General features: G+C 73.5%; 19 protein-coding genes. 12 read left to right on the forward strand and 7 right to left on the reverse strand.

The window, feature by feature from the left end; genetic code table 11:
• Positions 1-113: 113 nt before the first annotated feature.
• Positions 114-620, reverse strand: a complete 507-nt coding sequence (locus tag GA0115234_RS39075) for a MarR family winged helix-turn-helix transcriptional regulator (RefSeq protein WP_093551299.1) — start codon at positions 618-620, stop codon at positions 114-116.
• Positions 617-2,236 (reverse strand): FUSC family protein, encoded by a 1,620-nt coding sequence (locus GA0115234_RS39080; protein ID WP_370804760.1) that lies wholly within the window; start codon positions 2,234-2,236, stop codon positions 617-619. The genes GA0115234_RS39075 and GA0115234_RS39080 overlap by 4 nt, the downstream gene beginning before the upstream one ends.
• A gap of 238 nt (positions 2,237-2,474) precedes the next feature.
• On the opposite strand from GA0115234_RS39080, the gene GA0115234_RS39085 reads away from it, so the two are divergent.
• Together GA0115234_RS39085 and pcaB are read left to right on the forward strand one after the other, a co-directional pair.
• Positions 2,475-3,242 carry a VOC family protein gene (locus tag GA0115234_RS39085; RefSeq protein ID WP_093551303.1) on the forward strand — a complete coding sequence of 256 codons (768 nt, stop codon included), beginning with the start codon at positions 2,475-2,477 and terminating at the stop codon, positions 3,240-3,242.
• A gap of 20 nt (positions 3,243-3,262) precedes the next feature.
• Positions 3,263-4,624 (forward strand): 3-carboxy-cis,cis-muconate cycloisomerase, encoded by a 1,362-nt coding sequence (gene pcaB / locus GA0115234_RS39090; RefSeq protein WP_093551305.1) that lies wholly within the window; start codon positions 3,263-3,265, stop codon positions 4,622-4,624.
• 14 nt (positions 4,625-4,638) lie between these two features.
• On the opposite strand, the gene GA0115234_RS39095 is transcribed toward pcaB, so the two are convergent.
• Both GA0115234_RS39095 and GA0115234_RS44150 read right to left on the reverse strand, forming a co-directional pair.
• On the reverse strand, positions 4,639-5,841 hold the full coding sequence (locus tag GA0115234_RS39095) for an amidohydrolase (RefSeq protein ID WP_093551307.1): 1,203 nt from the start codon (positions 5,839-5,841) through the stop codon (positions 4,639-4,641).
• Positions 5,842-5,962: 121 nt separating this feature from the next.
• The gene (locus GA0115234_RS44150) at positions 5,963-6,706 is read right to left on the reverse strand and encodes a GntR family transcriptional regulator (RefSeq protein WP_093551310.1); all 744 of its coding nucleotides are present in this window, start codon (positions 6,704-6,706) and stop codon (positions 5,963-5,965) included.
• Positions 6,707-6,931: 225 nt separating this feature from the next.
• On the opposite strand from GA0115234_RS44150, the gene GA0115234_RS39105 reads away from it, so the two are divergent.
• Complete coding sequence (locus GA0115234_RS39105; RefSeq protein ID WP_093551312.1) at positions 6,932-8,452, forward strand: APC family permease; 1,521 nt, start codon at positions 6,932-6,934, stop codon at positions 8,450-8,452.
• 44 nt (positions 8,453-8,496) lie between these two features.
• On the opposite strand, the gene GA0115234_RS39110 is transcribed toward GA0115234_RS39105, so the two are convergent.
• On the reverse strand, positions 8,497-9,105 hold the full coding sequence (locus GA0115234_RS39110; protein WP_093551314.1) for a GNAT family N-acetyltransferase: 609 nt from the start codon (positions 9,103-9,105) through the stop codon (positions 8,497-8,499).
• Positions 9,106-9,180: 75 nt separating this feature from the next.
• Complete coding sequence (locus GA0115234_RS39115; RefSeq protein WP_093551316.1) at positions 9,181-9,762, reverse strand: helix-turn-helix domain-containing protein; 582 nt, start codon at positions 9,760-9,762, stop codon at positions 9,181-9,183.
• A 117-nt stretch (positions 9,763-9,879) separates the two neighbouring features.
• Between GA0115234_RS39115 and GA0115234_RS39120 the strand changes: the two genes are divergently transcribed.
• The 6 genes from GA0115234_RS39120 to GA0115234_RS39145 all read left to right on the forward strand — a co-directional run bounded on the left by GA0115234_RS39120 (position 9,880) and on the right by GA0115234_RS39145 (position 15,689).
• Positions 9,880-11,004: an aryl-sulfate sulfotransferase gene (locus GA0115234_RS39120; protein ID WP_093551318.1), complete on the forward strand. Its 1,125-nt coding sequence runs from the start codon at positions 9,880-9,882 to the stop codon at positions 11,002-11,004.
• 8 nt (positions 11,005-11,012) lie between these two features.
• Positions 11,013-12,380, forward strand: coding sequence for a uracil-xanthine permease family protein (locus tag GA0115234_RS39125; protein ID WP_093551320.1), 1,368 nt, complete (start codon positions 11,013-11,015; stop codon positions 12,378-12,380).
• Positions 12,381-12,491: 111 nt separating this feature from the next.
• On the forward strand, positions 12,492-12,914 hold the full coding sequence (locus GA0115234_RS39130) for a hypothetical protein (protein WP_093551322.1): 423 nt from the start codon (positions 12,492-12,494) through the stop codon (positions 12,912-12,914).
• Between the two features lie 89 nt (positions 12,915-13,003).
• A complete protein-coding gene (locus tag GA0115234_RS39135; protein WP_093551561.1) occupies positions 13,004-13,654 on the forward strand; it encodes a DUF3105 domain-containing protein in 651 nt (216 codons plus the stop codon).
• Positions 13,651-14,295: a DUF305 domain-containing protein gene (locus GA0115234_RS39140; protein WP_093551324.1), complete on the forward strand. Its 645-nt coding sequence runs from the start codon at positions 13,651-13,653 to the stop codon at positions 14,293-14,295. The genes GA0115234_RS39135 and GA0115234_RS39140 overlap by 4 nt, the downstream gene beginning before the upstream one ends.
• Positions 14,296-14,435: 140 nt before the next feature.
• Positions 14,436-15,689: an ROK family protein gene (locus GA0115234_RS39145; RefSeq protein WP_093551326.1), complete on the forward strand. Its 1,254-nt coding sequence runs from the start codon at positions 14,436-14,438 to the stop codon at positions 15,687-15,689.
• 109 nt (positions 15,690-15,798) lie between these two features.
• Here the strand turns inward: GA0115234_RS39145 and xylA are convergent, their stop codons facing one another.
• Positions 15,799-16,968 carry a xylose isomerase gene (xylA, locus tag GA0115234_RS39150; protein WP_093551327.1) on the reverse strand — a complete coding sequence of 390 codons (1,170 nt, stop codon included), beginning with the start codon at positions 16,966-16,968 and terminating at the stop codon, positions 15,799-15,801.
• Between the two features lie 204 nt (positions 16,969-17,172).
• On the opposite strand from xylA, the gene xylB reads away from it, so the two are divergent.
• From xylB to GA0115234_RS39165, 3 genes are all read left to right on the forward strand, one after another.
• Complete coding sequence (gene xylB, locus GA0115234_RS39155) at positions 17,173-18,654, forward strand: xylulokinase (RefSeq protein ID WP_093551329.1); 1,482 nt, start codon at positions 17,173-17,175, stop codon at positions 18,652-18,654.
• Between the two features lie 63 nt (positions 18,655-18,717).
• The gene (locus tag GA0115234_RS39160; protein WP_161275746.1) at positions 18,718-19,995 is read left to right on the forward strand and encodes a VWA domain-containing protein; all 1,278 of its coding nucleotides are present in this window, start codon (positions 18,718-18,720) and stop codon (positions 19,993-19,995) included.
• A gap of 2 nt (positions 19,996-19,997) precedes the next feature.
• Entirely contained in the window at positions 19,998-20,843 is an 846-nt protein-coding gene (locus GA0115234_RS39165) for a hypothetical protein (RefSeq protein ID WP_093551563.1), read from the forward strand.
• Positions 20,844-20,942 lie beyond the last annotated feature (99 nt).

Here is a 20,942-nt window from a genome sequence, read left to right on the forward strand (position 1 = left end):
CGTCGTCATGACAGCGCGTTTCATGCGGTGGACGCTAGCAGCGGTGCTCCGGCGGCCGCGCGGCATTTTTCTTCCCGGCGCCGTCGGCACGGGTCCCGCGGCCGCCCCCCGGTTCAGCGCCGGGCTCCCCCGATGCGCCCCTCCAGCTGCACCAGCAACTCACTGAGCTGGGCGCTGAGCCGGGTACGGGACTGCTCGTCGAGACCGGAGAGCACCGAGCGTTCGTAGGCGAGCTGCCGGGGCAGCAGCATGTCCACCAGCTCGCGCCCCTCCTCGGTGAGGCGGACGTGGTTGACGCGGCGGTCGCGGTCGTCGCCCCGGCGGTCGACCAGACCGCGCTCCTGAAGGACCCGCAGGCGTTTGGTGACGGCGGCGCCGGACGAGAAGGTCTCCCTGGCCAGTTCGCCGGGGGTGAGTTCGCGGTCGGTGCGGCGTACGGCACCGAGCAGGTCGAACTCGGCGCGGGTCAGTCCGGCGGCGCGCAGCGGGGCGTCCTCCGCCTGCTGGAGCAGGGCCGCGCAGCGGTTGATGCGGCCGATGAGTTCCATCGGTCCGGTGTCCAGCTCCGGGTTGACGGCCTGCCACTGCCGTACCACCGAGGCGACGATGTCGTCGGTCACACCGCTCCGTTCTCCGGGGCGCGGGCGATCGACCCCCGCCGTGTTGCTGTCGCGGCGAGCGTACGGTGTCCGGCCTGCTCGGCGGCGAGCACCTGCTCCCGGGGCAGGGCGCGCTGCCACCATTCGCCCGCCGCGGTGTCGTCGGCCTCGCGCAGTTCGACGAGCGATCCGGTCAGCCGGCGGCGGGCGGCGTCGAGCGCGGCGGGCGTGGTCTGCGGGGCGGCCAGCGCGTGTACGGCGTGGGCGCGGGCCAGGTCGGTGGCGGCCAGCGCCTTCTCCAGGCGCCCGCCGGCCCGCCGGTTGGTCACCAGCATGGCGGCCAACAGGCCCGCCGCGGCCCCGATGACGGTGTCCAGGACCCGGTCGCCGATGAGTTCACCGGCCGGGTGGGTGCCGCCGAATTCCAGGACCAGCAGGGCCATCGGGGTGACGGCGACGGAGCCGAGCCAGTAGTTGCGGGTGATCAGGGCCTCGGCCGCGAAGCCGAAGAAGAGGCAGAAGCCGATGAGGGCCAGCGGTCCGGTGCGGCTGACGGGGAGGACGGCGGCGAAGACGAGGACGCCGAGCAGATTGCCGAGGGTGCGCTGGAGGGCCCGGTTCCAGGACAGCGTCACATTCGCCTGGTAGAGGGAGGCGGCGGTGACGATCGCCCAGTAGGGGCGGCCGACACCGGCCGCCTGGGAGAGGTATCCGGCCAGGGCGCAGCCGATGAGCGCGCGGGCGCCGATGGGCAGCAGCGGGGAGCCCGGGGCGAGGGAGCGCAGCAGCGCGCGGCGGGAGTCGCGGCGGCTGCCGCCGCGCCGGGCGGCCCGTTCGGCGTCGACGCCGAACAGTTCCTCGGAGGTGCCCGGGGCGGGCGGCGGTGTGGGGACGGGGCCGCGGGCGCGGGTCTGCCGGGCCCAGGCGCGGAGCCGGTCGGAGGCGGGCACGGCGACGGGCGACGGGGCGTCGGGGCCGCCCGCGGCGAGGGCCGCTTCGGCGTGGACGACCAGCCGTTCCAGCGCCCGGCGTACGGGTGTGGGGCGCCCGGCGGCGAGCAGGGTCTGCCAGGCCCCGTGCACGGCGGCGGCCGCGGCGTGCCGGGTGCGGTGGCCGGGATCGGCGAGGTACGCCGCGGCTGCGTCGAGGGCGCGGGCCGTCGCCCGGCGCTCCGGGCCCTCCCGGCGGACGAGCGCGGGGCCGGCCGTGACCAGCCAGGCGACGGCGCCCGCCGCCAGGGTCAGCGCGAGATGGCCCGGCACCTGATCGAGACGCTGGGGGGCGAAGAGCGCGGCGGAGGTGACGAAGGTGAAGATCACCGGTCCGGGCGGGCCGATGCGGGTGGCGTCGCAGAGGGCCTTCTGCGCCGCCGCGAGCAGCGCCCCCACCGCGATCAGCACGGCGGTCGACCCGGTGAGCGAGGCCGCGACCAGGGCGGTCGCCAGTCCGATGACCATGGCGACGACGACTCCGGCGACGGCCCTGGCGCGACGGGCGTACGGCAGGTTGTGGCCGTACAGCGCGCAGAGCGAACCGGCCATCGTGTACATCACGAGGTCGAGGCGGCCGACGGCGAGCAGCACCAGATCCGGTACGGCGGTGGCGACGACCACGCTCAGCGCCGGTTTGAACCACATGTCCGAGGGCCGGGCCAGACGGAGCGGGGCCGCCAGCGGGAGTCTGCGGACGGAGGGCTGCCGGGACCAGGTAGTTGTATCACTCACCCACATACCTTAACAGGTATTACACCCGTAAAATACTTTCTCCCGATGGCCGCCCCCTGCGCGAGGTCATAGCGTGCGAGTGCGCGGGGACGGACAGGTGCCGGGCACAGGCACCCGTCCCCCGCGCCCACGCAGCCACGGAGGAACCCGAATGAAGCTCACCGAACCGGTGCCCAGCGGCCCCTGCTGGATCGAGCTGAGCACCCCCGACATCCCGGCCGCCAAGTCGTTCTACGCGGCGCTGTTCGGCTGGCGCTCCGAGACCGATCCGCGCGAGGAGGCGGGCGGCTACACGATGGCGCGCCTCGGCGACGCGCGGGTGGCCGCGCTCAGCCCGGTCTATCAGCCGGGCCGGCCGCCCGCCTGGACGGTCTCATTCGCCACCGAGGACACGGATGCCACGGTCGAGCGGGTGAAATCGGCGGGCGGTTCGCTCCTGATCGGCCCGATGGACGTGTTCGACCAGGGCAGGTTCGCGGTCGTCGCCGATCCGTCCGGCGCGGTGTTCTCGCTGTGGCAGGGACGCGCCTTCGGCGGAGCCGAGCGGCTGAACGACCCCGGCGCGCTCGGCTGGGTCGAGCTCGTCACCCGTGAGGCCGACCCGGCCCTCGCTTTCTATCCCGCGGTCCTCGGATGGACGGTGGACGCCGCATCGGAGCGGTACACCCGGTGGGGCGTGGCCGGTGAGGACTTCGGCGGGATGCTGGTCATGGACGACGGGTTCCCGCCGGAGGCGCGGCCGAACTGGCTGCCGTACTTCTCCGTGACGGATGTCGACGCGACGGCCGCCACGGCGCAGGGAGCGGGCGGCGAGCTGCTGATGCCGCCGACGGACATCCCGGACGGACCGCGGATCGCGGTCGTACGGGACCCGCAGGGCGCGGTGTTCGGCATCCACCGGCCGGGCGGCAAGGGCTAGGGTCTCCTGGAGTTCAGCCGATGTACGAGAGCGACGCCGGACTTCTCGCCCCCGGCCGGGCCGGCTCCCCCGCCGAGACGGCCACCGGCGACAGCGCCTTCCTGCGGGCGATGCTCGACGCCGAGGCGGCACTCACCCGCGCCCAGTCCGGCTGCGGGCTCGCCCCCGCGGAGGCGGGGCGGGCGGTCACCTCGGCGGCGGCCGACGCGGGCCGGTTCGACGTACGGGACCTGGCGCTGCGGGCGCGCGCGGACGGCGATCCGGTCGTCCCACTGGCCATGGACCTCGCCGCCGCGGTGGAGCCGGACGTCCGGCCGTATGTGCACCGGGGCGCGACCAGCCAGGACATCCTCGACACGGCCGCCATGCTCGTCGCCGTGCGGACCCTGGCCCCGCTGCTCGACGATCTGGCGCGGACCGCCGACGCGGTGGCGCGGCTCGCCGCCGCGCACCGCAACACCCCGATGGCCGGCCGGACGCTCACCCAGCACGCCGTGCCGACCACCTTCGGGCTCAAGGCGGCGGGATGGCGGGCGCTGATCCTCGACGCCCGGGACCGGCTATCGGCCGTACGGGAGTCACTGCCCGTACAACTCGGCGGCGCGGCGGGGACGCTGGCCGCCTTCGAGGCGTACGCGCCCATCGAGGACGTCGACGGGATCGATCCCGGGCTGCCCCTGATCCAGGCGTTCGCGAGCGAACTCGGCCTCGCCGAACCGCTGTTGCCATGGCACACCCTGCGCACCCCGGTCGCCGACCTGGCGGGCGCGCTCGCCTTCACGGCGGGCGCGCTCGGCAAGCTGGCGGCCGATGTGCTCAGCCTGTCCCGTACCGAGATCGGCGAGGTCACCGAGGGGCAGGGCGACGGTACCGCCGCCGTGACACACCGGACCGATCCGGTGCAGGCGACACTGATCGCGGCGGCCGCCCGCCGCGCCCCCGGTCTGGCGGCGACGCTGTACGGCTCGCTCGTCGCCGAGGACGAGCGGCCGGCCGGGGCCTGGCACGCCGAGTGGGAGCCGCTGCGCGAACTGCTGCGGCTCGTCGGCGGGGCCGCGCACCGCGCCGCCGGACTCACCGGCACCCTGCGCGTCGTCCCGTACGCCATGCGGGAGAACCTCCAGCTCACCGACGGGCTGATCGTCTCGGAGCGACTGGCCGCCGTGTTCGCCGAACGGATCGGCCGCAAGCGCGCCGGGGAGGTGCTGGTGAGCGCCGCCGACCGGGCCCGTGCGGAGACCACGGACCTGGCCGACGTCCTCGCCGACGTGCTGGACGAGGAACCCGAACTCGCCGGTCTCGACCTGGGCGAACTGACCGACCCCGCCCGGTACACCGGATGCGCGGGCTCCCTCACCGATCGCGCGCTCGACCGCGGCTGACGGGCCCGTACGTCTCAGACCAGCCGGCCCGCGCGGGCGATGACCCGGCCGCCGCGCACGACCAGGGCCGGAACCGGGCGGTCCACCACGGCCTCGGGCAGCGAGGCGGCGTCCACCAGGACGAAGTCGGCCGGGTCCCCGGCCTCCAGCCGGGAGGCGGGCAGACCGAGCAGGGCGGCGCCGCCCTGGGCCACCGCCTCGTAGCAGGCGGCGAGTTCGGCATCGGTACGGGCATCCGTGCGGTAGGCGAGCAGATGGGCGCGGGCGAGCATGTCGCCGTCACCGAACGGCGTCCAGGCATCGCGCACCCCGTCCGAGCCGACGGCGAGCCGCACACCGTGCGGGGTGAGCCGCGCGGGGTCCAGCACGGGGTCGGCGCCCAGGGCGCAGGTGACCAGGGAGACCCCGGCGTCGGCCAGCCGCGCCGCGACGGCGTCGCCCTCAGCGCCTCCGAGCTCCGCCACCGCGAAGGCGTGGCCGAGGGTGACCCGTCCCTGCATCCCGGCGGCGACGGTGCGCCGGGCGATCTCGGTGACCTGGCGCAGGCCGTCGGAGCCGCCGTCGTGCAGATGGATGTCGATCGGTACGCCCTTGCGGACGGCCAGCCCGAACACGAAGTCCAGCTGGCCCGCCATGTCGCCGTCGATGCCGATCGGGTCGAGACCGCCGACGACGTCGGCCCCCTCGGACAGGGCCTGCTCCATGAGTTCGGCGGTGCCGGGCTCGCTCAAGAGGCCGAGCTGCGGGAAGGCGACGATCTGGACGTCGATGAGGTCCTTGCGCGCGTCGGCCGCCGCCCGCGCACCGCGCACCCCGGAGAGGCCGTGGACGGGGGCGACGTCCACATGGGCCCGCATGGCGCGGGTGCCGCGGGCGATGGCCCGGTCCATGAGCGCCCCGACCCGCTCCTCCACCGGACCGGTGAAGGCCGTCCTGGCCCGTACATCGCCCTCGATCAGGTCACGGAGCGTCCCGGCGGGTTCCCGGCTCAGCCAGGGGCCGCCCCAGGTCGTCTTGTCGGGGTGGATGTGCGCGTCGACGGGCGAGGGCAGGGCGAGGGCGCCCGCGGCGTCCACGGTCGCACAGCCGTCGGGCAGCCGTGCCGGGTCGTACGCGGCGATCCGGCCGTCGGAGACCAGCAGGTCACGGGTGCGCCCGTCGGCGGAGCGGACGGCGGTGAACAGGACATGGGGGGAGGCGGTGACGGGCGTCGCCATGGTGCGGGATCTCCTTCGGGGCTGCGCGGCGGGGTGCGCCGAGTCGTGCGCGCGGTGGTCGTGCGCCGGGTCGTGCACGCGGTGGTCGTGCGCCGGGTCGTGCACGCGGTGTGCGTCGTGGTCAGGGCCTGCGGCGAGGGCCGGGAGCGGCCGGTTCGGCGGCCTCGGCGGTCTCGGCCTCGGCGAGCATCTGCAGGGCGGTCGCGCGCGTTCCGGCCACATGGCCGCGGGCGATCCGCTCCGCCGCGTCCGCGTCGCCGCTCCTGATCGCCTCGTAGAGCAGTTCGTGTTCGCCGCACATCACGGGGCCGTCGCCCGGCTCGGAGGTGAGGCTGAAGAGCCGGCGCAGCCGGCCGTCGAGCGGTGCCATCAAGCCCTGGAGCAGCGGATTGCCGGACATGACGACGATCTGCTGGTGGAAGTCGGCATGGACCGAGCCCAGTTCCCGGGTCCGGCGGGAGGAGTCCGCGACGCGACGGGCCCGGTCCAGGAGCCGCTCCAGGGTGCGCAGGCCGTCCCGGTCGGCCCGCCGGGCGGCCAGCGAGGCGGCCAGGGCTTCCAGATGCTCCCGGATGTCGAAGAAGTCGGCGGCCTCGTCCGGGCCGAGCGGGGCGACGAAGGCACCCTTGCGCGCCTGGGCGGCGATGAACCCCTCGGTCTCCAGCCGCTGGATGGCCTCCCGCACGGGGATGCGGGACACCCCCAGCTCGTCCGCCAGCTCCCGTTCGACGACGCGGTACCCGGAGGGGTAGCGGCCGTCGATGATCCGCTCGCGCAGTTCCCCATAGACCTGGTCGCGCAGCGACTGATGTGCCGCACCGATCGTGCCGGTGGCGGTGAGACCGGCGGTTCGGCTGCTGCTCATGGACTCGCTTCCTGCCCGTCGGAGCCGGTCTCTTCCGGCTCCCGTGCCGCGATCATCGCAGATTCCGGAAAGCTCCCGTAGACCCTTGCTTGGTATTCGGTATACCAGATAGCTTGAGCGCCGTGCCCAATCGGGCCGCTCTGAACTGGTCTTTTCCGCCGACCCATGCCTGGGCAGGCATCGGCTTCGGCGTCCAGCCGCCCGTTCGCACCTGAGGAACCACCGATGACCCAACCCTCGACGGCCGTCCCGCCGCCCGCCTCCCCCTCCTCCCCGACGTCCTCCGGCCTCCCGGATGCCGCCCCGCCGTCCGGCGGCCCGGCGGGGAGCCTCGCCAAGGGGCAGATCGGCACCTTCGATCTGGTCTTCTTCGTCGTGGCGGCGGCCGCGCCGCTGACCGTGCTGGCCGGTGTCGCGCCGTTCGCCATCGGCATCGGAGGTCCGGGCACCCCGCTCGGGTATCTGGTCTCCGGTGCGCTGCTGGTGCTGTTCGCCGCCGGGTTCACCGCGATGAGCCGCTATGTGCGCAACGCCGGAGCCTTCTACGCGTACGTCGCCCGGGGACTCGGCCGTACCCTCGGCGTCGCCACGGCCTATCTGGCGACGCTCTCGTACAACCTGGTCGCCCCCGGGGTCGCCGCCGGGTTCGGCTACTTCGCCTCGACGACCCTGAGCGATCTCACCGGTGCGGAACTGCCCTGGTGGCCGCTGTCGACCCTCTGCGTGCTGGGCACCGGGGTACTGGGCTGGCTGCGGGTCACCCTGAGCGCGAAGGTGCTGGGGGTGGCGCTGGTCCTGGAGGTCCTGGTGCTGCTGGTGATGGACGTCGGGGTGCTGGCGGACCGGGGTACCGCCGCCCTGGACCTCACGTCCTTCGACCCGTCGGTGCTGGCCTCCTCCGGTGGCATGGCGGGGATGTTCGTCCTGGTCATCGGCGCGTTCACGGGCTTCGAGGCGACCGCGATCTACGCCGAGGAGGCACGCGACCCGGAACGCACGGTGCCCCGCGCCACCTTCGTCGCCATCGGCTTCCTGGCGCTGTTCTACGCCGTCGGGGTGTGGATCCTGATGGGCAGCTTCGGCACGGACGAGTCGGTGTCGATGGCCCGGTCCTCGGACGGCCCGCAGCTCACGTTCCACGCGGCCGACCGGTTCGTCGGTCCGTGGCTCGCCGACTCCATGCATGTGCTGATCGTGGTCAGCGCGTTCGCCGCCACCCTCGCCTTCCACAACGCCGCGGCCCGCTACCTCTACGCCCTGGGCCGCGAGGGTCTGCTGCCGCGCCGGCTGGGCCGGGTGTCGCCCCGGCAGGGCTCACCGGTGACGGCGGTCGTCGCGCAGACCGTCTTCGGTCTGGTGATCGTGGGGGGCGGTGCGCTGATCGGCGCGGATCCGTACTCCGAGATCTTCCTGTGGACCAACAGCACCGGCGTCCTCGGCATCATGATCATGCAGGCGCTGGCCGCGCTCGCCGTCTGCTTCTTCTTCCGCCGCGACCGGTGCGGCATGTCGGTCTGGCGGGTCGCGGTCGCCCCGCTGATCGCCTTCGTGGGTCTAGCGGTCCTGTCGGTGCTCGCGACGCTCCACTTCGATCTGCTCACCGGGCGCACGGGCGCGGTCAACGCGGCGCTGCTGGTGCCGCTGCCGGTGGTGCTCGTGGCCGGGATCGTGGTGGCGCTGCGCATCCGCCGCACCGATCCCGGGCGGTACGCGCGGCTCACCGAGGTGGACGTCGAGCGGGACTGAGCGCCGCGGTTGCCGGACGGCCGGACGGCACCGCCGCTCCGCGGTCAGCCGTTCGCACCGTCCCCGCGGAGCCTGGCGTGGAGATGCATGTCGTGCCAGCCGTCGGCGTGCGGATGGGAGTGGCGCCGGGTGCCCTCCAGGGCGAAGCCCGTCTTGGCCGCCACCCGGCAGGAGGGCTCGTTCCGCACGGAGTGCGCGAGTTCGAGCCGCTCGAATCCGATCTCGTCGAAGGCCCAGCGGGCGAGCGCCGAGACGGCCCGGGGCGCCACGCCCCGCCCGCGGGCGGCCGGCAGCACCCAGTAGGAGCACTCCGCCTGACCGATCTCCGGGATCAGGGTGCGGAGCGAGACCCGGCCCAGCACCTCCCCGGTACGGTCGTCCGCCGACCCGGGGCGTACGACGGCCCAGTGGGCTCCGGTCTCGGCGTACCAGGCGTCCTGCCACTGCCCGATCCATTCGCGTGCCTCGTCCTCGTCGTCCGCCCGGCGCAGGTGCCAGTGCTGGATCGCCGGATCGGAGAAGGCGGCGACGACGGTCGGCGCGTCCTGCTGCCGCCACGGCCGCAGCAGCAGGTCGTCGGCGACGGACAGGGCCGGCTGGGCGGAGTCCGCGAGGCGGCCCGGCGGGATGTGGGGCGGCACCAGGTACGGCATGGCCGCATCATCGCACGGGAGGCGGGACCCCCTCGGGCCGCCGCCGCGCCGGACGGCGGCCTGCCGGCCGACCCGTCAGCCCACCTGCTCGTCGGTCGCCTGGACGTGGTCGGCGATGCCGACGACGAGGACCCGGGTGTCCGGTTCGATGGGCCGCCACCGGTGGACGAGGCCGCCCGCGCAGTAGAGCGTGTCGCCCTGTTCGAGGCGGTAGAAGTTGCCGTCCGCCTCGACCTCCGCCGAGCCGTCGGCCACGTACAGGATCTCGTCGTTGCGGTGCCGGAACTCCCGGCCCCAGTCGTGGGCGCCGGTGAACTCCAGGGCGTGCAGCCGTTGATGGCCCCGGACCAGCGGGCGCATCCGGCCGTCGCTCTCGCCCTCCGCTCCGGTCTCGCGCACGGCGGCGGAGGTCCGGCGCACCACGTCGACGGGGCGCGGCGCCTCGGCCGTGGACAGCAGCTGGACCGCGCTGGTGTCGAGCGCGTCGGCGATCCGCTGGAGGGAGCCCATGCTCGGCCGGGAGCGGCCGTTCTCGATCTGGCTGAGGAAGGGGACGGAGAGCCCGGCCCGCCGCGCGACCTCCGCGAGGGTCATCTCCAGGGCCCGGCGCCGTCGGCGAATACCCGGGCCGACCAGCGGGGTGTCCGCCTCGCTCATCTCACTCACTCCGTGTTCCGAGTGCCGCACACCACAACCGGCGGGGCAGGGAGCAGCCTACCGGGCCGGTTAACCTTTTAAGTCCCACCTAAAAAAGTTAACCGGGAGGACCGATCCATGCCCCTCGTGGACCAGAACCAGCGACGACGCCGCGGCACGGGGCTCATGGCCCTGGACGAGGACGCCAGCTACGGCGGGTACACCCTGTTCGCCCCGCTGACCGGCGGCGGCGAGGTGTACCTCATCGACCTGCGCGGTGCGGTCGTCCACCAGTGGAACCTCCCCTACCGCCCCGGCCGGCACGCCCGCATCCTGCCCAACGGCAACCTGGCGTACAGCGGTGTCCTCCCGGACGAGCCGGCTCTCTTCCCGATGTGGCACAAGTACCGCGGCGGGATCATGCAGGAGATCGCCCCGGACGGCACGGTGGTGCGCGAGCACCGCGACCGCTATCAGCACCACGACGCCTACCACTACGGCGACGGCCGTCTCCTCTACTCCGCGCTGGAGCCGCTGACCGGCGAGGCCGCCGCCGCGGTCAGGGGCGGGGTGCCCGGCTCGGAGCCCGGGGGCACGGTGTGGGCGGACACCATCGTGGAGGTGGACGCCGAGGGCAACACGGTGTGGGAGTGGAAGGTCTCCGAGCACCTGGACCGCGAGGCGTTCCCGCTCCACCCCGACTACTCGCGCGAGCACTACCCGCTGATCAACAGCGTGCTGCCGACCAGCGACGGCAACATCCTGGCGAGCTTCCGCTCCGTCTCGGCCGTCGTCGTCATCAGCCGTGCGACCGGCGAGATCATCTGGCGCAGCGAGCCGGGCACCGTATCGCAGCAGCACTGCCCGACGGAGCTGGAGAACGGCAACTTCCTGGTCTTCGACAACGGCGTCTTCCGCCCGCGCTGGGACGTCCCGTTCAGCCGCGTCATCGAGATCGAGCGCGCGAGTGGCACCATTGTGTGGGAGTACCACGACCCGGCGCGCGAGTCGTTCTTCGCCCCGTTCATGGGCAGCGCCCAGCGCCTGCCCAACGGCAACACGCTCGTGACGGACTCCCCCGCCGGCCGCCTCTTCGAGGTGACCGCGGACGGCTATCTGTGCTGGGAGTACGTGGTGCCGTTCTTCGGCGGCTACCAGGAAGAAGAAGTGCGCAAGCTGTTCCCGTCGGAGCCCAACGCCGTGTTCCGCTCCTACCGCTACTCGGCCCAGGAGCTCCCCTGGCTCGACGTCCCGAAGGGCTGAGCCGGACCATGGCCTCCCCCGTCCCCGACACCGCCGCCCCCGTCGCACCGGTCGCGTCCGTCGCACCGGTCGACGAGCGGCTCCCCCTCCCCCGGCTGGCGCCCCTGGCGTTCCAGCATCTGCTCGCCGGGATCGCCGCCCCCGTCTCCTCGGTGATCCTGATCGGCACCACGCTCTCGCTGTCGGCGTCCCGGACGGCTTCGCTGCTCAGCGCGACGCTGGTGCTGTGCGGTGTCGGGGCACTGCTCCAGTCGCTGGGGATCAGGGCGCTGCGCATCGGCGCCCGCCTCCCGTTCCTGATGCTGCCGGGTGGCGCGGCGGTGGCGATCTTCCTCCAGGTGGCGAAGGAGCACGGGCCGGCCACCGCCTCCGGTTCGGTGCTGATCGCCGCGGTCTTCCTGATTCTCGTACTGCCGCTGTACGGGCGTCTGGTGCGGTTCTTCCCGCCACTGGTGATGGGCACCACGGTGGTCCTGATCGGCATCAACATGATCAAGATCACCGCGCCGATGATCGCCTCGGGGCCGGGGCTCGGCTTCGCGACGCTCGGCATCACCGCGCTGTTCTTCCTCGTCCTGCGCGGTGTGTGGCGGCAGATGTCGGTGCTCTTCGGCCTGATCGGCGGCACGGTCGTCGCCGCGGTCAGCGGTACGGCGTTCCATCTCGCGCACGGCAGCACCTTCGCGCTGCCCGAGCCGTTCCCGTATGGCACCCCGCACTTCGATCTGCTGGCCGCCGTGCCGCTGCTGGTCTTCGCGCTCGCCTCGCTCGCCGAGGCCACCGGCCAGACCGTACTCAACAGCGAGGCCGTGGGCCGGACGCCGGACGCCGCCCGTGACGTCCCGCGGATCTCGCGGGCCGACGCGGTGGCGTCGCTGGGTGCCGGGGTCTTCGGTACGTCGCTGATGGTGACGAGTGCCGAGAACATCGGCATCGTCCAGTTGACCCGGGTGCGCAGCCGGTTCGTCACGGCGGGGGCGGGGGTGCTGCTGATCGTGTGCGGTCTGATCACGCCGCTCACCCGGCTGCTCGCCGCCATTCCGGAGCCGGTGGTCGGCGCCGCGGGGCTGATCATCTACGCGGTGATCGCCACGATGGGGTTCGGCATGCTCAGCCGGGAGAACCTCGGTCACGGCACCAACGGCATCGTGGTCGCGCTCGCGCTCTGCGTCGGCCTGCTGCCGGTCTTCGCCCCGGAGATGTACGCGGGCCTGCCGGTGTGGGCCCGCACGATCTTCGGCAGCGGCGTCGCGGCCGGTGCGCTGGCCGCGGTGGTCCTCGCCGCCGTGTTCGGCCGACTCGGGCCGAAGGAGGAGAGGGCCGGGCAGGAGGAGGACGGGGCCGGGGCGCGGCCCGAGGCCGGGTCGGCCCGGTAGACCGCCGGTTGCCGCACACTCGGGTGCCCTCTCGCACGGACGATCGCGCGAGGGGGCATTCGTGCCCCCTCCACCTCTCATTGAAAGTTCACACACCGGTAGGATGACGGGATGGACGGGCTGAGCGGACTGATGCGGCGGTGCACTCGGGGCACCCGCGCGTCGGCCGTGCTCGGCTGGCTCTTCGTCCTGCTCGCCATGGTCTCGTGCTGTTCGATCACGGCTCCGGCCGCGCACGCCTCGGGCGCCCACCCGACGACCGTCGTCCGGACGATCACGCCCACCCATGAGGCGCTCGCGCGGATCGTGGTGGCCGATGCCCCCGAGGACCGGGGCCTGGGCAGCTCCTGCCACGGCACCTCCGAGCACGCGACTCCGGTCGTGCTGCCGGGCCAGAGCGCGCCCGCGGCCCTCCCCGGCGTGACCGCCACCGCCCACGTCGCCCCGCTCACCGGCGCCGCCGCGATCCGCGGCCCGTCCAACGACGCCGTGCGGGAAGTCGACCATCTCCGTCTGCAGGTTCAACGGATCTAGAGGCAGGACCCGTTCCCCGGAACACACCGGGGGACGGATTCCGCATGCCCTCGACCCCATCCGTCCTGATCGAACCGAAGGACTCCCCCATGGCTTCCGCCAAGCAGCAGAACACCCCTGCCTCCGCCCGTCGCGCCAAGCTGGAGGAGGCCCGCCGCAAGGAGCGGGCCCGCGAGCGGCGCAGCCGCGTCATCACCCTCACCGCCTCCGTCGCCGTGGTCGCCGCGCTCGTCGCGGGCGGCGGCTATCTCATGTCCGCCGCCGACGACAAGGAGAAGGCACAGGCCGAGGCCAAGTCCTCGCCGGTGAAGGGCGAGCGGACCTGGGACAAGCTCACCCAGAACCACGTCGAGAAGAAGGTCGACTACCCGATGAACCCGCCGGTCGGCGGCGATCACCACCCGGTCTGGATGAACTGCAACGCCGACGTCTACACCAAGGCGATACCGAAGGAGAACGCCGTCCACTCCCTCGAACACGGCGCGGTCTGGGTCACGTACACCAGCAAGGCGAAGCCGGCCGACCTCGACAAGCTCCGTGAACGCGTCAAGTCGACGCCGTACTCCCTGATGAGCCCGGTCGAGGACCAGGCCGCCCCGCTGATGCTCAGCGCCTGGGGCAAGCAACTGACGGTGGATGGTGCCGCCGACGCGCGGGTCGGGCAGTTCTTCACCAAGTACGTGCAGGGCCCGCAGACCCCGGAGCCGGGCGCGGCCTGCACGGGCGGGGTGGCCCAGTGACGTCCGCGGTCCGCTCCTCGCGGCCGATGGTACTGGCCGGCGGCGCGGTGCTGCTGCTGGCCGTGGGCCTGCTCGCGCTCATGCTCGTACGGCCCTCCTCGTCCGCGGGTCCCGCCTCGCCCGCGGCCGCCCCCTCGGACGCCTCGGTCGACGTCGGATTCGCCCGCGACATGTCGATCCACCATCAGCAGGCGGTCGAGATGTCGTTCATCGTCCGGGACCGCACGTCCGACGAGGCGGTACGCCGGCTCGCGTACGACATCATCAACACCCAGGCCAATCAGCGCGGCATGATGCTCGGCTGGCTGGAGACGTGGGGCCGGGCGAAGTCCTCGGACGCCCCTCCGATGCAGTGGATGGGGCACGCCTTCACGCCGAGGGGCGACGGTTCATTGATGCCCGGAATGGCGACCGACACCGAGCTCGACGCGCTGCGGGAGGCCAAGGGCAGGGCCGCCGAGGTGCTGTTCCTGAAGCTGATGACCTCGCACCACCGGGCCGGGGCGGAGATGGCCCAGGCCGCGGCCGGCTCGGCGGACACGGACGCGATCAGGAATCTGGCGGCGGGCATGGTGCGGGGCCAGCAGTCGGAGATCGCGCTCATGGCGGACATGTTGAAGGAACGCGGCGCGAAGGCCTGAGTGCCGCGTGCCGGTCTCGGCGGCGGTCCGTTCGCGGCGGGGCCCCTCCCCGTGAACGGACCGCCCACGCCCGGCCCGGCACTCCCGGAGAGTCCGGCCCGCCGGGCTCGCACAAGGGATCGCATAGGCTCGGCTCCGACATGAAGAGCAACGTCACACCGCTGGGGCCCAAGGCCGACAAGGACACCGTGCGCCGGAGCAACCTCAGCCTCGTGCTGCGGGCCGTCCGCGACGAGGCCGGGGGCGGGGCGACCAGGGCCACGGTCGCCGCCCGGGTGGGACTGACCCGGGCCGCGGTGTCCTCGCTCGTCGAGCAGTTGCTCGGCCTCGGATTCCTCACCGAGTCCGGCAAGACCTTCAGCGGGCAGGCGGGCCGCCCCGGGACCGCGCTCAAGGTGGCCCGCACCGGGCCCGCCGGACTCGGCGTGGAGGTCAACATCGACTATGTGTCGGTGTGCGTCGTCGACCTCGCGGGCACCGGGCGGGTGCGGCTCACCGAGCACCTCGACAACCGTGGCGCACCGCCCGCGCGGGTACTGGCGCGGGCGGCCGGGATCGCCGCGCGCACCCTGGAGTCGGCGCGCGAGCAGGAGCTGTTCCCGGTGGGGGTGGCCCTCGCGCTGCCCGGACTGGTCTCCGGCGGGGCGGTGCGCCAGGCGCCCAACCTGGGCTGGAACCGGGTCCCGGCCGATGGTCTCTTCGCCGCCGCGCTCGCCGCCGAGCGTCCCGGCCGTGCGGCACTGCCGGTGCGCGCGGAGAACGAGGCCAATCTGGCGGCGCTGGCCGAGCTGTGGTTCGGCGGGCTCGACGCGATCCGCAGCTTCCTCCACCTCACCGGCGAGATCGGTGTCGGCGGTGCCCTGGTCATCGACGGTGAACTGCTGCGCGGGGCGCACGGATTCGCCGGGGAGATCGGGCATGTGGTGGTGGACGCCGAGGGGCCGGAGTGCCGGTGCGGCTCGCGCGGCTGTCTGGAGCAGTACGCGGGACAGGCGGCGCTGCTACGGGCCGCCGGGATCGAGGAGTCCGGCGGCGGGGCCGGGGTGGCCGAGCTGGAACGGCGTGTCCGGGCGGGCGACGAACGGGCGGTGGCCGCGGTCGCGGAGGCCGGCCGGATGCTGGGGCGGGTGCTGTCCGGGGCGGTGAATCTGCTCGACCCGGACGCGGTGGTGCTCGGCGGTATCTACCGGAACCTGATGCCGTGGCTGTCGCCGCCCGCCGACGCGGAGCTGACCGGCCGTGTGGTGTCGGGGCTCTGGTCCCCGGGGAGCGGGCGGCTGCGCGCCGCGTCCGTCGCGGGCGACGCGGCACGGGGCGCAGCGGCGCTGGTGCTGACGGAGGTGCTGGCCGACCCGGTGGCGTACGCGGGCCGTGCGACCGGCGGACCGGGGTGAACGGGCCGGGGCGGCCGGGCCCGCGGCCGCCCCGTCGCGCGTCCCGTGACGCCGAGGGGCCGCACGCGACGGCCCCCGTGCCCGGGTGGCACGCGCATGCGCCCCGGGTTCAGCGGACCCCGAGCAGGTGGTCCATCGCCAGCTGGTCCAGGGCCTCGAACGCCATGCCCCGTTCCGCCGCCGCGTCCACGTCGAACTCCTCGAACGCCGACCGGTCGGCCAGCAGCCCGGCCACGCCGTCCTGTGCGGTGGGGCGGGCCAGTTCGTCGAGCCGGGACGCGCGCAGCGCCTCCCGCACGGCGGGGTCGGCGCGGAACGCGGCGGCGCGCTCCTTGAGGATCAGATAGTTGCGCATGCACCCCGCGGCCGACGCCCAGACGCCGTCGAGGTCCTCGGTGCGCGGCGGCTTGAAGTCGAAGTGGCGCGGCCCCGCGTAACCACCCGTCTCCAGCAGGTCGACGAGCCAGAACGCCTGGCGCAGATCGCCCGCCCCGAAGCGCAGGTCCTGGTCGTACTTGATGCCGGACTGACCGTTCAGATCGATGTGGAAGAGCTTGCCCGCCCACAGCGCCTGCGCGATGCCGTGCGGGAAGTTCAGACCGGCCATCTGCTCGTGCCCGGTCTCCGGGTTGACGCCGACCAGCTCCGGGCGTTCCAGGCGCTCGATGAAGGCGAGGGCGTGGCCGATGGTCGGCAGCAGGATGTCGCCGCGCGGCTCGTTCGGCTTGGGCTCGATGGCGAACCGGAGGTCGTAGCCCTGCTCGGTGACATGGTCGCCGAGCAGGTCGAAGGCTTCCTTCATGCGGTCCAGGGCGACCCGGATGTCCTTGGCGGCGCCGGACTCGGAGCCCTCGCGGCCGCCCCAGGCCACATAGGTGGTGGCGCCCAGCTCGACGGCGAGGTCGATGTTGCGGAGGGTCTTGCGCAGCGCGTAACGGCGTACGTCACGGTCGTTGGCGGTGAACGCGCCGTCCTTGAAGACCGGGTGGGTGAAGAGGTTGGTCGTCGCCATGGGGACGACCAGCCCGGCCGCGTCCAGCGCCTGCCGGAACCGCTTCACGATCCCCTCTCGCTCGGTCTCCGTCGAGCCGAACGGAATCAGGTCGTCGTCGTGGAAGGTCACCCCGTACGCGCCCAGCTCCGCGAGGCGCCGCACGGATTCCACCGGATCGATGGGTGCGCGGGTCGCGTCGCCGAACGGGTCTCGCCCCTGCCAGCCCACCGTCCAGAGTCCGAAGGTGAACCGGTCGTCGGGGGTGGGCGTGAAGCGTTCCGTCATCGTCTGGCCGCCTTCGGTGCCGTGGGGCCCAGGACGTTCGAGGCGCCCGAGCCTTATTTGTTCAGTGACATGACTAATGATGCACGGACCACCCCTGGCGCGTAACCCCTCGCCGCCTCGGACTGTTCGGCGCACCCTCGATCCCGTAATTTGTTCCGTGCACGACCGAATCCCGCACCACCTGCCGCACAGGAATGAGGGCCCATGCCGCCGCGTACCGTCGTCATCGGCGTGGACAGTTCCACCCAGTCCACCAAGGCGGCCTTCGTCGACGCCGCGAACGGCCGGCTGCTCGGCGTCGGCCGCGCACCGCATGTCGTCAGCGGCGAGGCCGGGGCCCGGGAGAGCGACCCGGAGCTGTGGTGGCGGGCGCTGCGGGCCGCCGTCGCCGCCGGGCTGAAGGAGTCCGGGGTGGCCGCCTCGGCCGTGACCGGCATCGCGGTCGCCGGACAGCAGCACGGGCTGGTCGTCCTCGACCGGTCGGGCCGCCCGCTGCGCCCCGCGATGCTGTGGAACGACACCCGCTCCGCCCCGCAGGCCGCCGCGCTCATCGAGGAGTTCGGCGGTCCGGACGCCTGGACCGCGCGGACCGGGTCGGTGCCGGTGGCCGCCGTCACCGCGTCGAAGTGGCGGTGGCTGCGGGAGAACGAGCCGGACATCGCCGCCGCGGCGGCGGCCGTGCGTCTGCCCCACGACTTCCTGACCGAACGGCTCACGGGCATCGCCGTCACCGACCCCGGCGACGCCTCGGGCACCGGCTGGTACTCCACCGCGACCGGCGCCTACGACCCCGTACTCCTCGAACTCCTCGACCTGGAAGCCGCGTTGCTGCCCGAGGTGGCCGGGACCGGTGCGACACGCGTCGGCCCTCTGACCGCCGGGGCGGCCGACGCGCTCGGGCTGCCGGCCACGACCGCCGTGGCCGCGGGCACCGGGGACAACATGAGCGCCGCCGTCGGCCTCGGCCTGGGCGGCGCCGGGCTCCTCGACCACCCCGTCCTCAGTCTCGGCACCTCGGGCACGGTCTTCGCCGCCTCCCGGACCCGGCCCGCGTCAGCGGCACTCTCCGGCTTCGCCGCGACGGACGGTACGTATCTCCCGCTGGCCTGCACCCTCAACTGCACGCTCGCCGTGGACAAGGTCGCGGCGCTGCTCGGCCTGGACCGCGACGACGCGTCCCCCGGCGGCGAGGCGGTGCTCCTCCCCTATCTCGACGGCGAGCGCACCCCCGATCTGCCCACCGCCGCCGGTTTGCTCACCGGGCTCCGGCACGACACCACGCCCCGTCAGCTCCTCGGCGCCGCCTACGAGGGCGCCGTCGTCACCGTGCTGCGCGCCCTCGACGAACTGCTGCGGGCCTGCGGCCTCGACCCGGCCGATCCCGGGGTGGCCGACCGGCCGTTGCGCCTGATCGGCGGCGGGGCGCGGGGGCGGACCTGGGTGGAGACGGTACGGCGGCTCTCCGGCCGGCCCGTGATCGTTCCCGGCGGCGGCGAACCGGTGGCGCTGGGCGCCGCCGCACTGGCCGCGGCCGCGGCCACCGGCGCCGACCCCGTCGCGATCGCCGCAGGATGGGGCACCGGCGAGGACGCCCAACTGCCGCCCGTACCAAGGGACTTGACCACATGGGACCGGATCGGGTCGGTTCTGGAACGCGCCTCGGGCCCGTTGCTCGGCGGTTTCTGACGGTTCCACGGCCGGTTCCGGACCGGTTTGGGGTAGCGAACCGATCTTCACTACTATCCGGCGATGATCATAAGTAAAAGGCTGACGGTCGGGGTGGGCATCCTGCTCGCCACCCTGACCGCCGGGCTCGGTTCGGCGCTCCCCGCGGCCGCCGACGAAGCCCCCGCCCAACCCTCCCCCAAGGTCGAGCTGGTGCTCGACGTCAGCGGCTCCATGCGGACCCGCGACATCGACGGCCAGTCCCGGATGACAGCCGCCAAGCAGGCGTTCAACGAGGTCCTGGACGCGGTGCCCGAGCAGGTGGAACTCGGCATCCGCACGCTCGGCGCCGACTATCCGGGCAACGACCGCAAGGTCGGCTGCAAGGACACCAAGCAGCTCTACCCGGTCGGCCCGCTGGACCGCACCGAGGCCAAGACCGCGGTCGCCACCCTGGCCCCCACCGGCTGGACCCCGATCGGCCCGGCCCTGCTGGGCGCCGCCGACGACCTGAAGGGCGGCGACTCCACCCGGCGGATCGTACTGATCAGTGACGGCGAGGACACCTGCGGACCGCTCGACCCGTGCGAGGTCGCCCGTGACATCGCGGCCCGCGGCATCCACCTCGTCATCGACACCCTGGGCCTGGTGCCCAACGCGAAGATCCGCGAACAGCTGACCTGCATCGCCGAGGCCACCGGCGGCACCTACACCGCGGTCCAGCACACCGATGAACTCTCCGGCCGCGTCAAGCAGTTGGTCGACCGGGCCGCCGAGCCCGTCGTCACCCCCGTGGCGACCGAGGGCGCGGACGCCTGCTCCGACGCACCGCAGCTCAAGCCCGGCCTCTACACCGACCGCGAGAAGTTCGGCCAGCACCGCTGGTACCGGGTGGATGTGCTGCCCGGCCAGGAACTGCGCGCCTCCGTCAGCGTCTTCGCCGACCGCGCCATGAACAACGACTACGGCGTACTGCTGCGGGCGCTCACCGTGCACGGCAGGGAGATCGTACGGGGCTCGGAGTCGGGCACCGGCCGCACGGACGCGATCTCCTCCGGCCTGCGCTATCCGAAGCCCGAGCAGGACGGCACGGACAGCGATGACAAGCCGGCCGCCGAGACCGTGTGCCTCCAGGTCGGCAACTCCTTCTCGGCCCCCGCTTCGGTGAAGACCTCGCCCGGCATGCCGGTCGAGCTGACCGTGGACCTGGTGGACGCCCCGGACGACGCCGCCGATGTCGCCGCGTTCGGACTCGGCCGCGGCTGGTGGCTGCTGGGCGTGCTGATCCTCACCGGCCTGATCGCCGGCCTGCTCTTCGGCTGGATCTCGCGCTGGCGCGTCGCCGTCTGGAGGACCAACTGATGATGCGTACGACACGTGTACTCGCCGGTGCGCTGCTCACCGGGCTCGCCCTGCTGACATCGGCGGGCGCCGCGGCGGCCGACGACCCCTCCGCGAGCCCGAGCCCGAGCTCCTCCGACGACGCGTCCGGCCCCACCGAGGCCGGCACCACCTTCCGTACGGCGACGGCCCTCCAGCAGAACCAGCGCGCCACCGCCGGGGCCTCCACGGGTGACTACCTGTACTGGGTCTTCCCCGCCGACGCGGGCCAGCGGGCCACCGTCAAGGCGAAGATCACCCTGCCCGAGAACGCCACCCGGCACGGCACATCGACCTGGCAGGTCGACGTGTACGACGGGCTGCGGCGCCGCCAGGCCTGCATGTACGGGCGCCAGACCGGCAAGGCCGGGGCCGACGCGTCGGCCGTCGAGCTGACCTGTGTCCTGCGGACCGTCCGCGCCTGGGCCGAGCCGTGGGCCAACGACCCGCTGCCGGGCAGCTACTACGTACGCCTGACGGTCGTGGATCTGCCCTCGGCCGACCTCGGTCTTCCGGTGCAGACCGAGGTCGAGGTCACGGCGGCCGACAAGGGCGGTGCCGGCGATGTGGACGGCACGCTCGCCCAGCCGCTGGTCCCCGGTGTGTCCTCCGTCGCGCAGGCCTCGGACGGTTCGTCGGACGACGGCGACAGCGCGACTCCCAAGGTCTCGCTCGGCAGTGAGCCCGAGGACGGCTGGGCCTCGGGCTGGTGGACCGACCGCTGGCTGTGGACGGTCGGCGGCGGAATCCTGGGGGCGCTCGCGGGGGTCTTCGGCTACTCCCTCACCCGCGGCAGCGGCCGCCCGTCTCGGGTCCCGCCGGGCGTCTGACGCGACCGCACCGTAGGGCGGGCCCGGATCCCGGGCCCGCCCTACGGTGGCGGACGGCGTCGCCTCCGCCCCGCCCGCCCGAACCGCCCCCGGGGCGGC

Source organism: Streptomyces sp. DvalAA-43 (assembly GCF_900091725.1).
Taxonomy (GTDB): Bacteria; Actinomycetota; Actinomycetes; order Streptomycetales; family Streptomycetaceae; genus Streptomyces; species Streptomyces pulveraceus.

Excerpts from the sequence above, each read along its gene's own strand:
- GA0115234_RS39080 (WP_370804760.1), bottom strand. The coding sequence starts at position 2,236 with ATGTGGTTCAAACCGGCGCTGAGCGTGGTCGTCGCCACCGCCGTACCG.
- GA0115234_RS39085 (WP_093551303.1), top strand. The coding sequence starts at position 2,475 with ATGAAGCTCACCGAACCGGTGCCCAGCGGCCCCTGCTGGATCGAGCTG.
- pcaB (WP_093551305.1), top strand. The coding sequence starts at position 3,263 with ATGTACGAGAGCGACGCCGGACTTCTCGCCCCCGGCCGGGCCGGCTCC.
- GA0115234_RS39095 (WP_093551307.1), bottom strand. The coding sequence starts at position 5,841 with ATGGCGACGCCCGTCACCGCCTCCCCCCATGTCCTGTTCACCGCCGTC.
- GA0115234_RS44150 (WP_093551310.1), bottom strand. The coding sequence starts at position 6,706 with ATGAGCAGCAGCCGAACCGCCGGTCTCACCGCCACCGGCACGATCGGT.
- GA0115234_RS39105 (WP_093551312.1), top strand. The coding sequence starts at position 6,932 with ATGACCCAACCCTCGACGGCCGTCCCGCCGCCCGCCTCCCCCTCCTCC.
- GA0115234_RS39110 (WP_093551314.1), bottom strand. The coding sequence starts at position 9,105 with ATGCCGTACCTGGTGCCGCCCCACATCCCGCCGGGCCGCCTCGCGGAC.
- GA0115234_RS39115 (WP_093551316.1), bottom strand. The coding sequence starts at position 9,762 with ATGAGCGAGGCGGACACCCCGCTGGTCGGCCCGGGTATTCGCCGACGG.
- GA0115234_RS39120 (WP_093551318.1), top strand. The coding sequence starts at position 9,880 with ATGCCCCTCGTGGACCAGAACCAGCGACGACGCCGCGGCACGGGGCTC.
- GA0115234_RS39125 (WP_093551320.1), top strand. The coding sequence starts at position 11,013 with ATGGCCTCCCCCGTCCCCGACACCGCCGCCCCCGTCGCACCGGTCGCG.
- GA0115234_RS39130 (WP_093551322.1), top strand. The coding sequence starts at position 12,492 with ATGGACGGGCTGAGCGGACTGATGCGGCGGTGCACTCGGGGCACCCGC.
- GA0115234_RS39135 (WP_093551561.1), top strand. The coding sequence starts at position 13,004 with ATGGCTTCCGCCAAGCAGCAGAACACCCCTGCCTCCGCCCGTCGCGCC.
- GA0115234_RS39145 (WP_093551326.1), top strand. The coding sequence starts at position 14,436 with ATGAAGAGCAACGTCACACCGCTGGGGCCCAAGGCCGACAAGGACACC.
- xylA (WP_093551327.1), bottom strand. The coding sequence starts at position 16,968 with ATGACGGAACGCTTCACGCCCACCCCCGACGACCGGTTCACCTTCGGA.
- xylB (WP_093551329.1), top strand. The coding sequence starts at position 17,173 with ATGCCGCCGCGTACCGTCGTCATCGGCGTGGACAGTTCCACCCAGTCC.
- GA0115234_RS39160 (WP_161275746.1), top strand. The coding sequence starts at position 18,718 with ATGATCATAAGTAAAAGGCTGACGGTCGGGGTGGGCATCCTGCTCGCC.
- GA0115234_RS39165 (WP_093551563.1), top strand. The coding sequence starts at position 19,998 with ATGCGTACGACACGTGTACTCGCCGGTGCGCTGCTCACCGGGCTCGCC.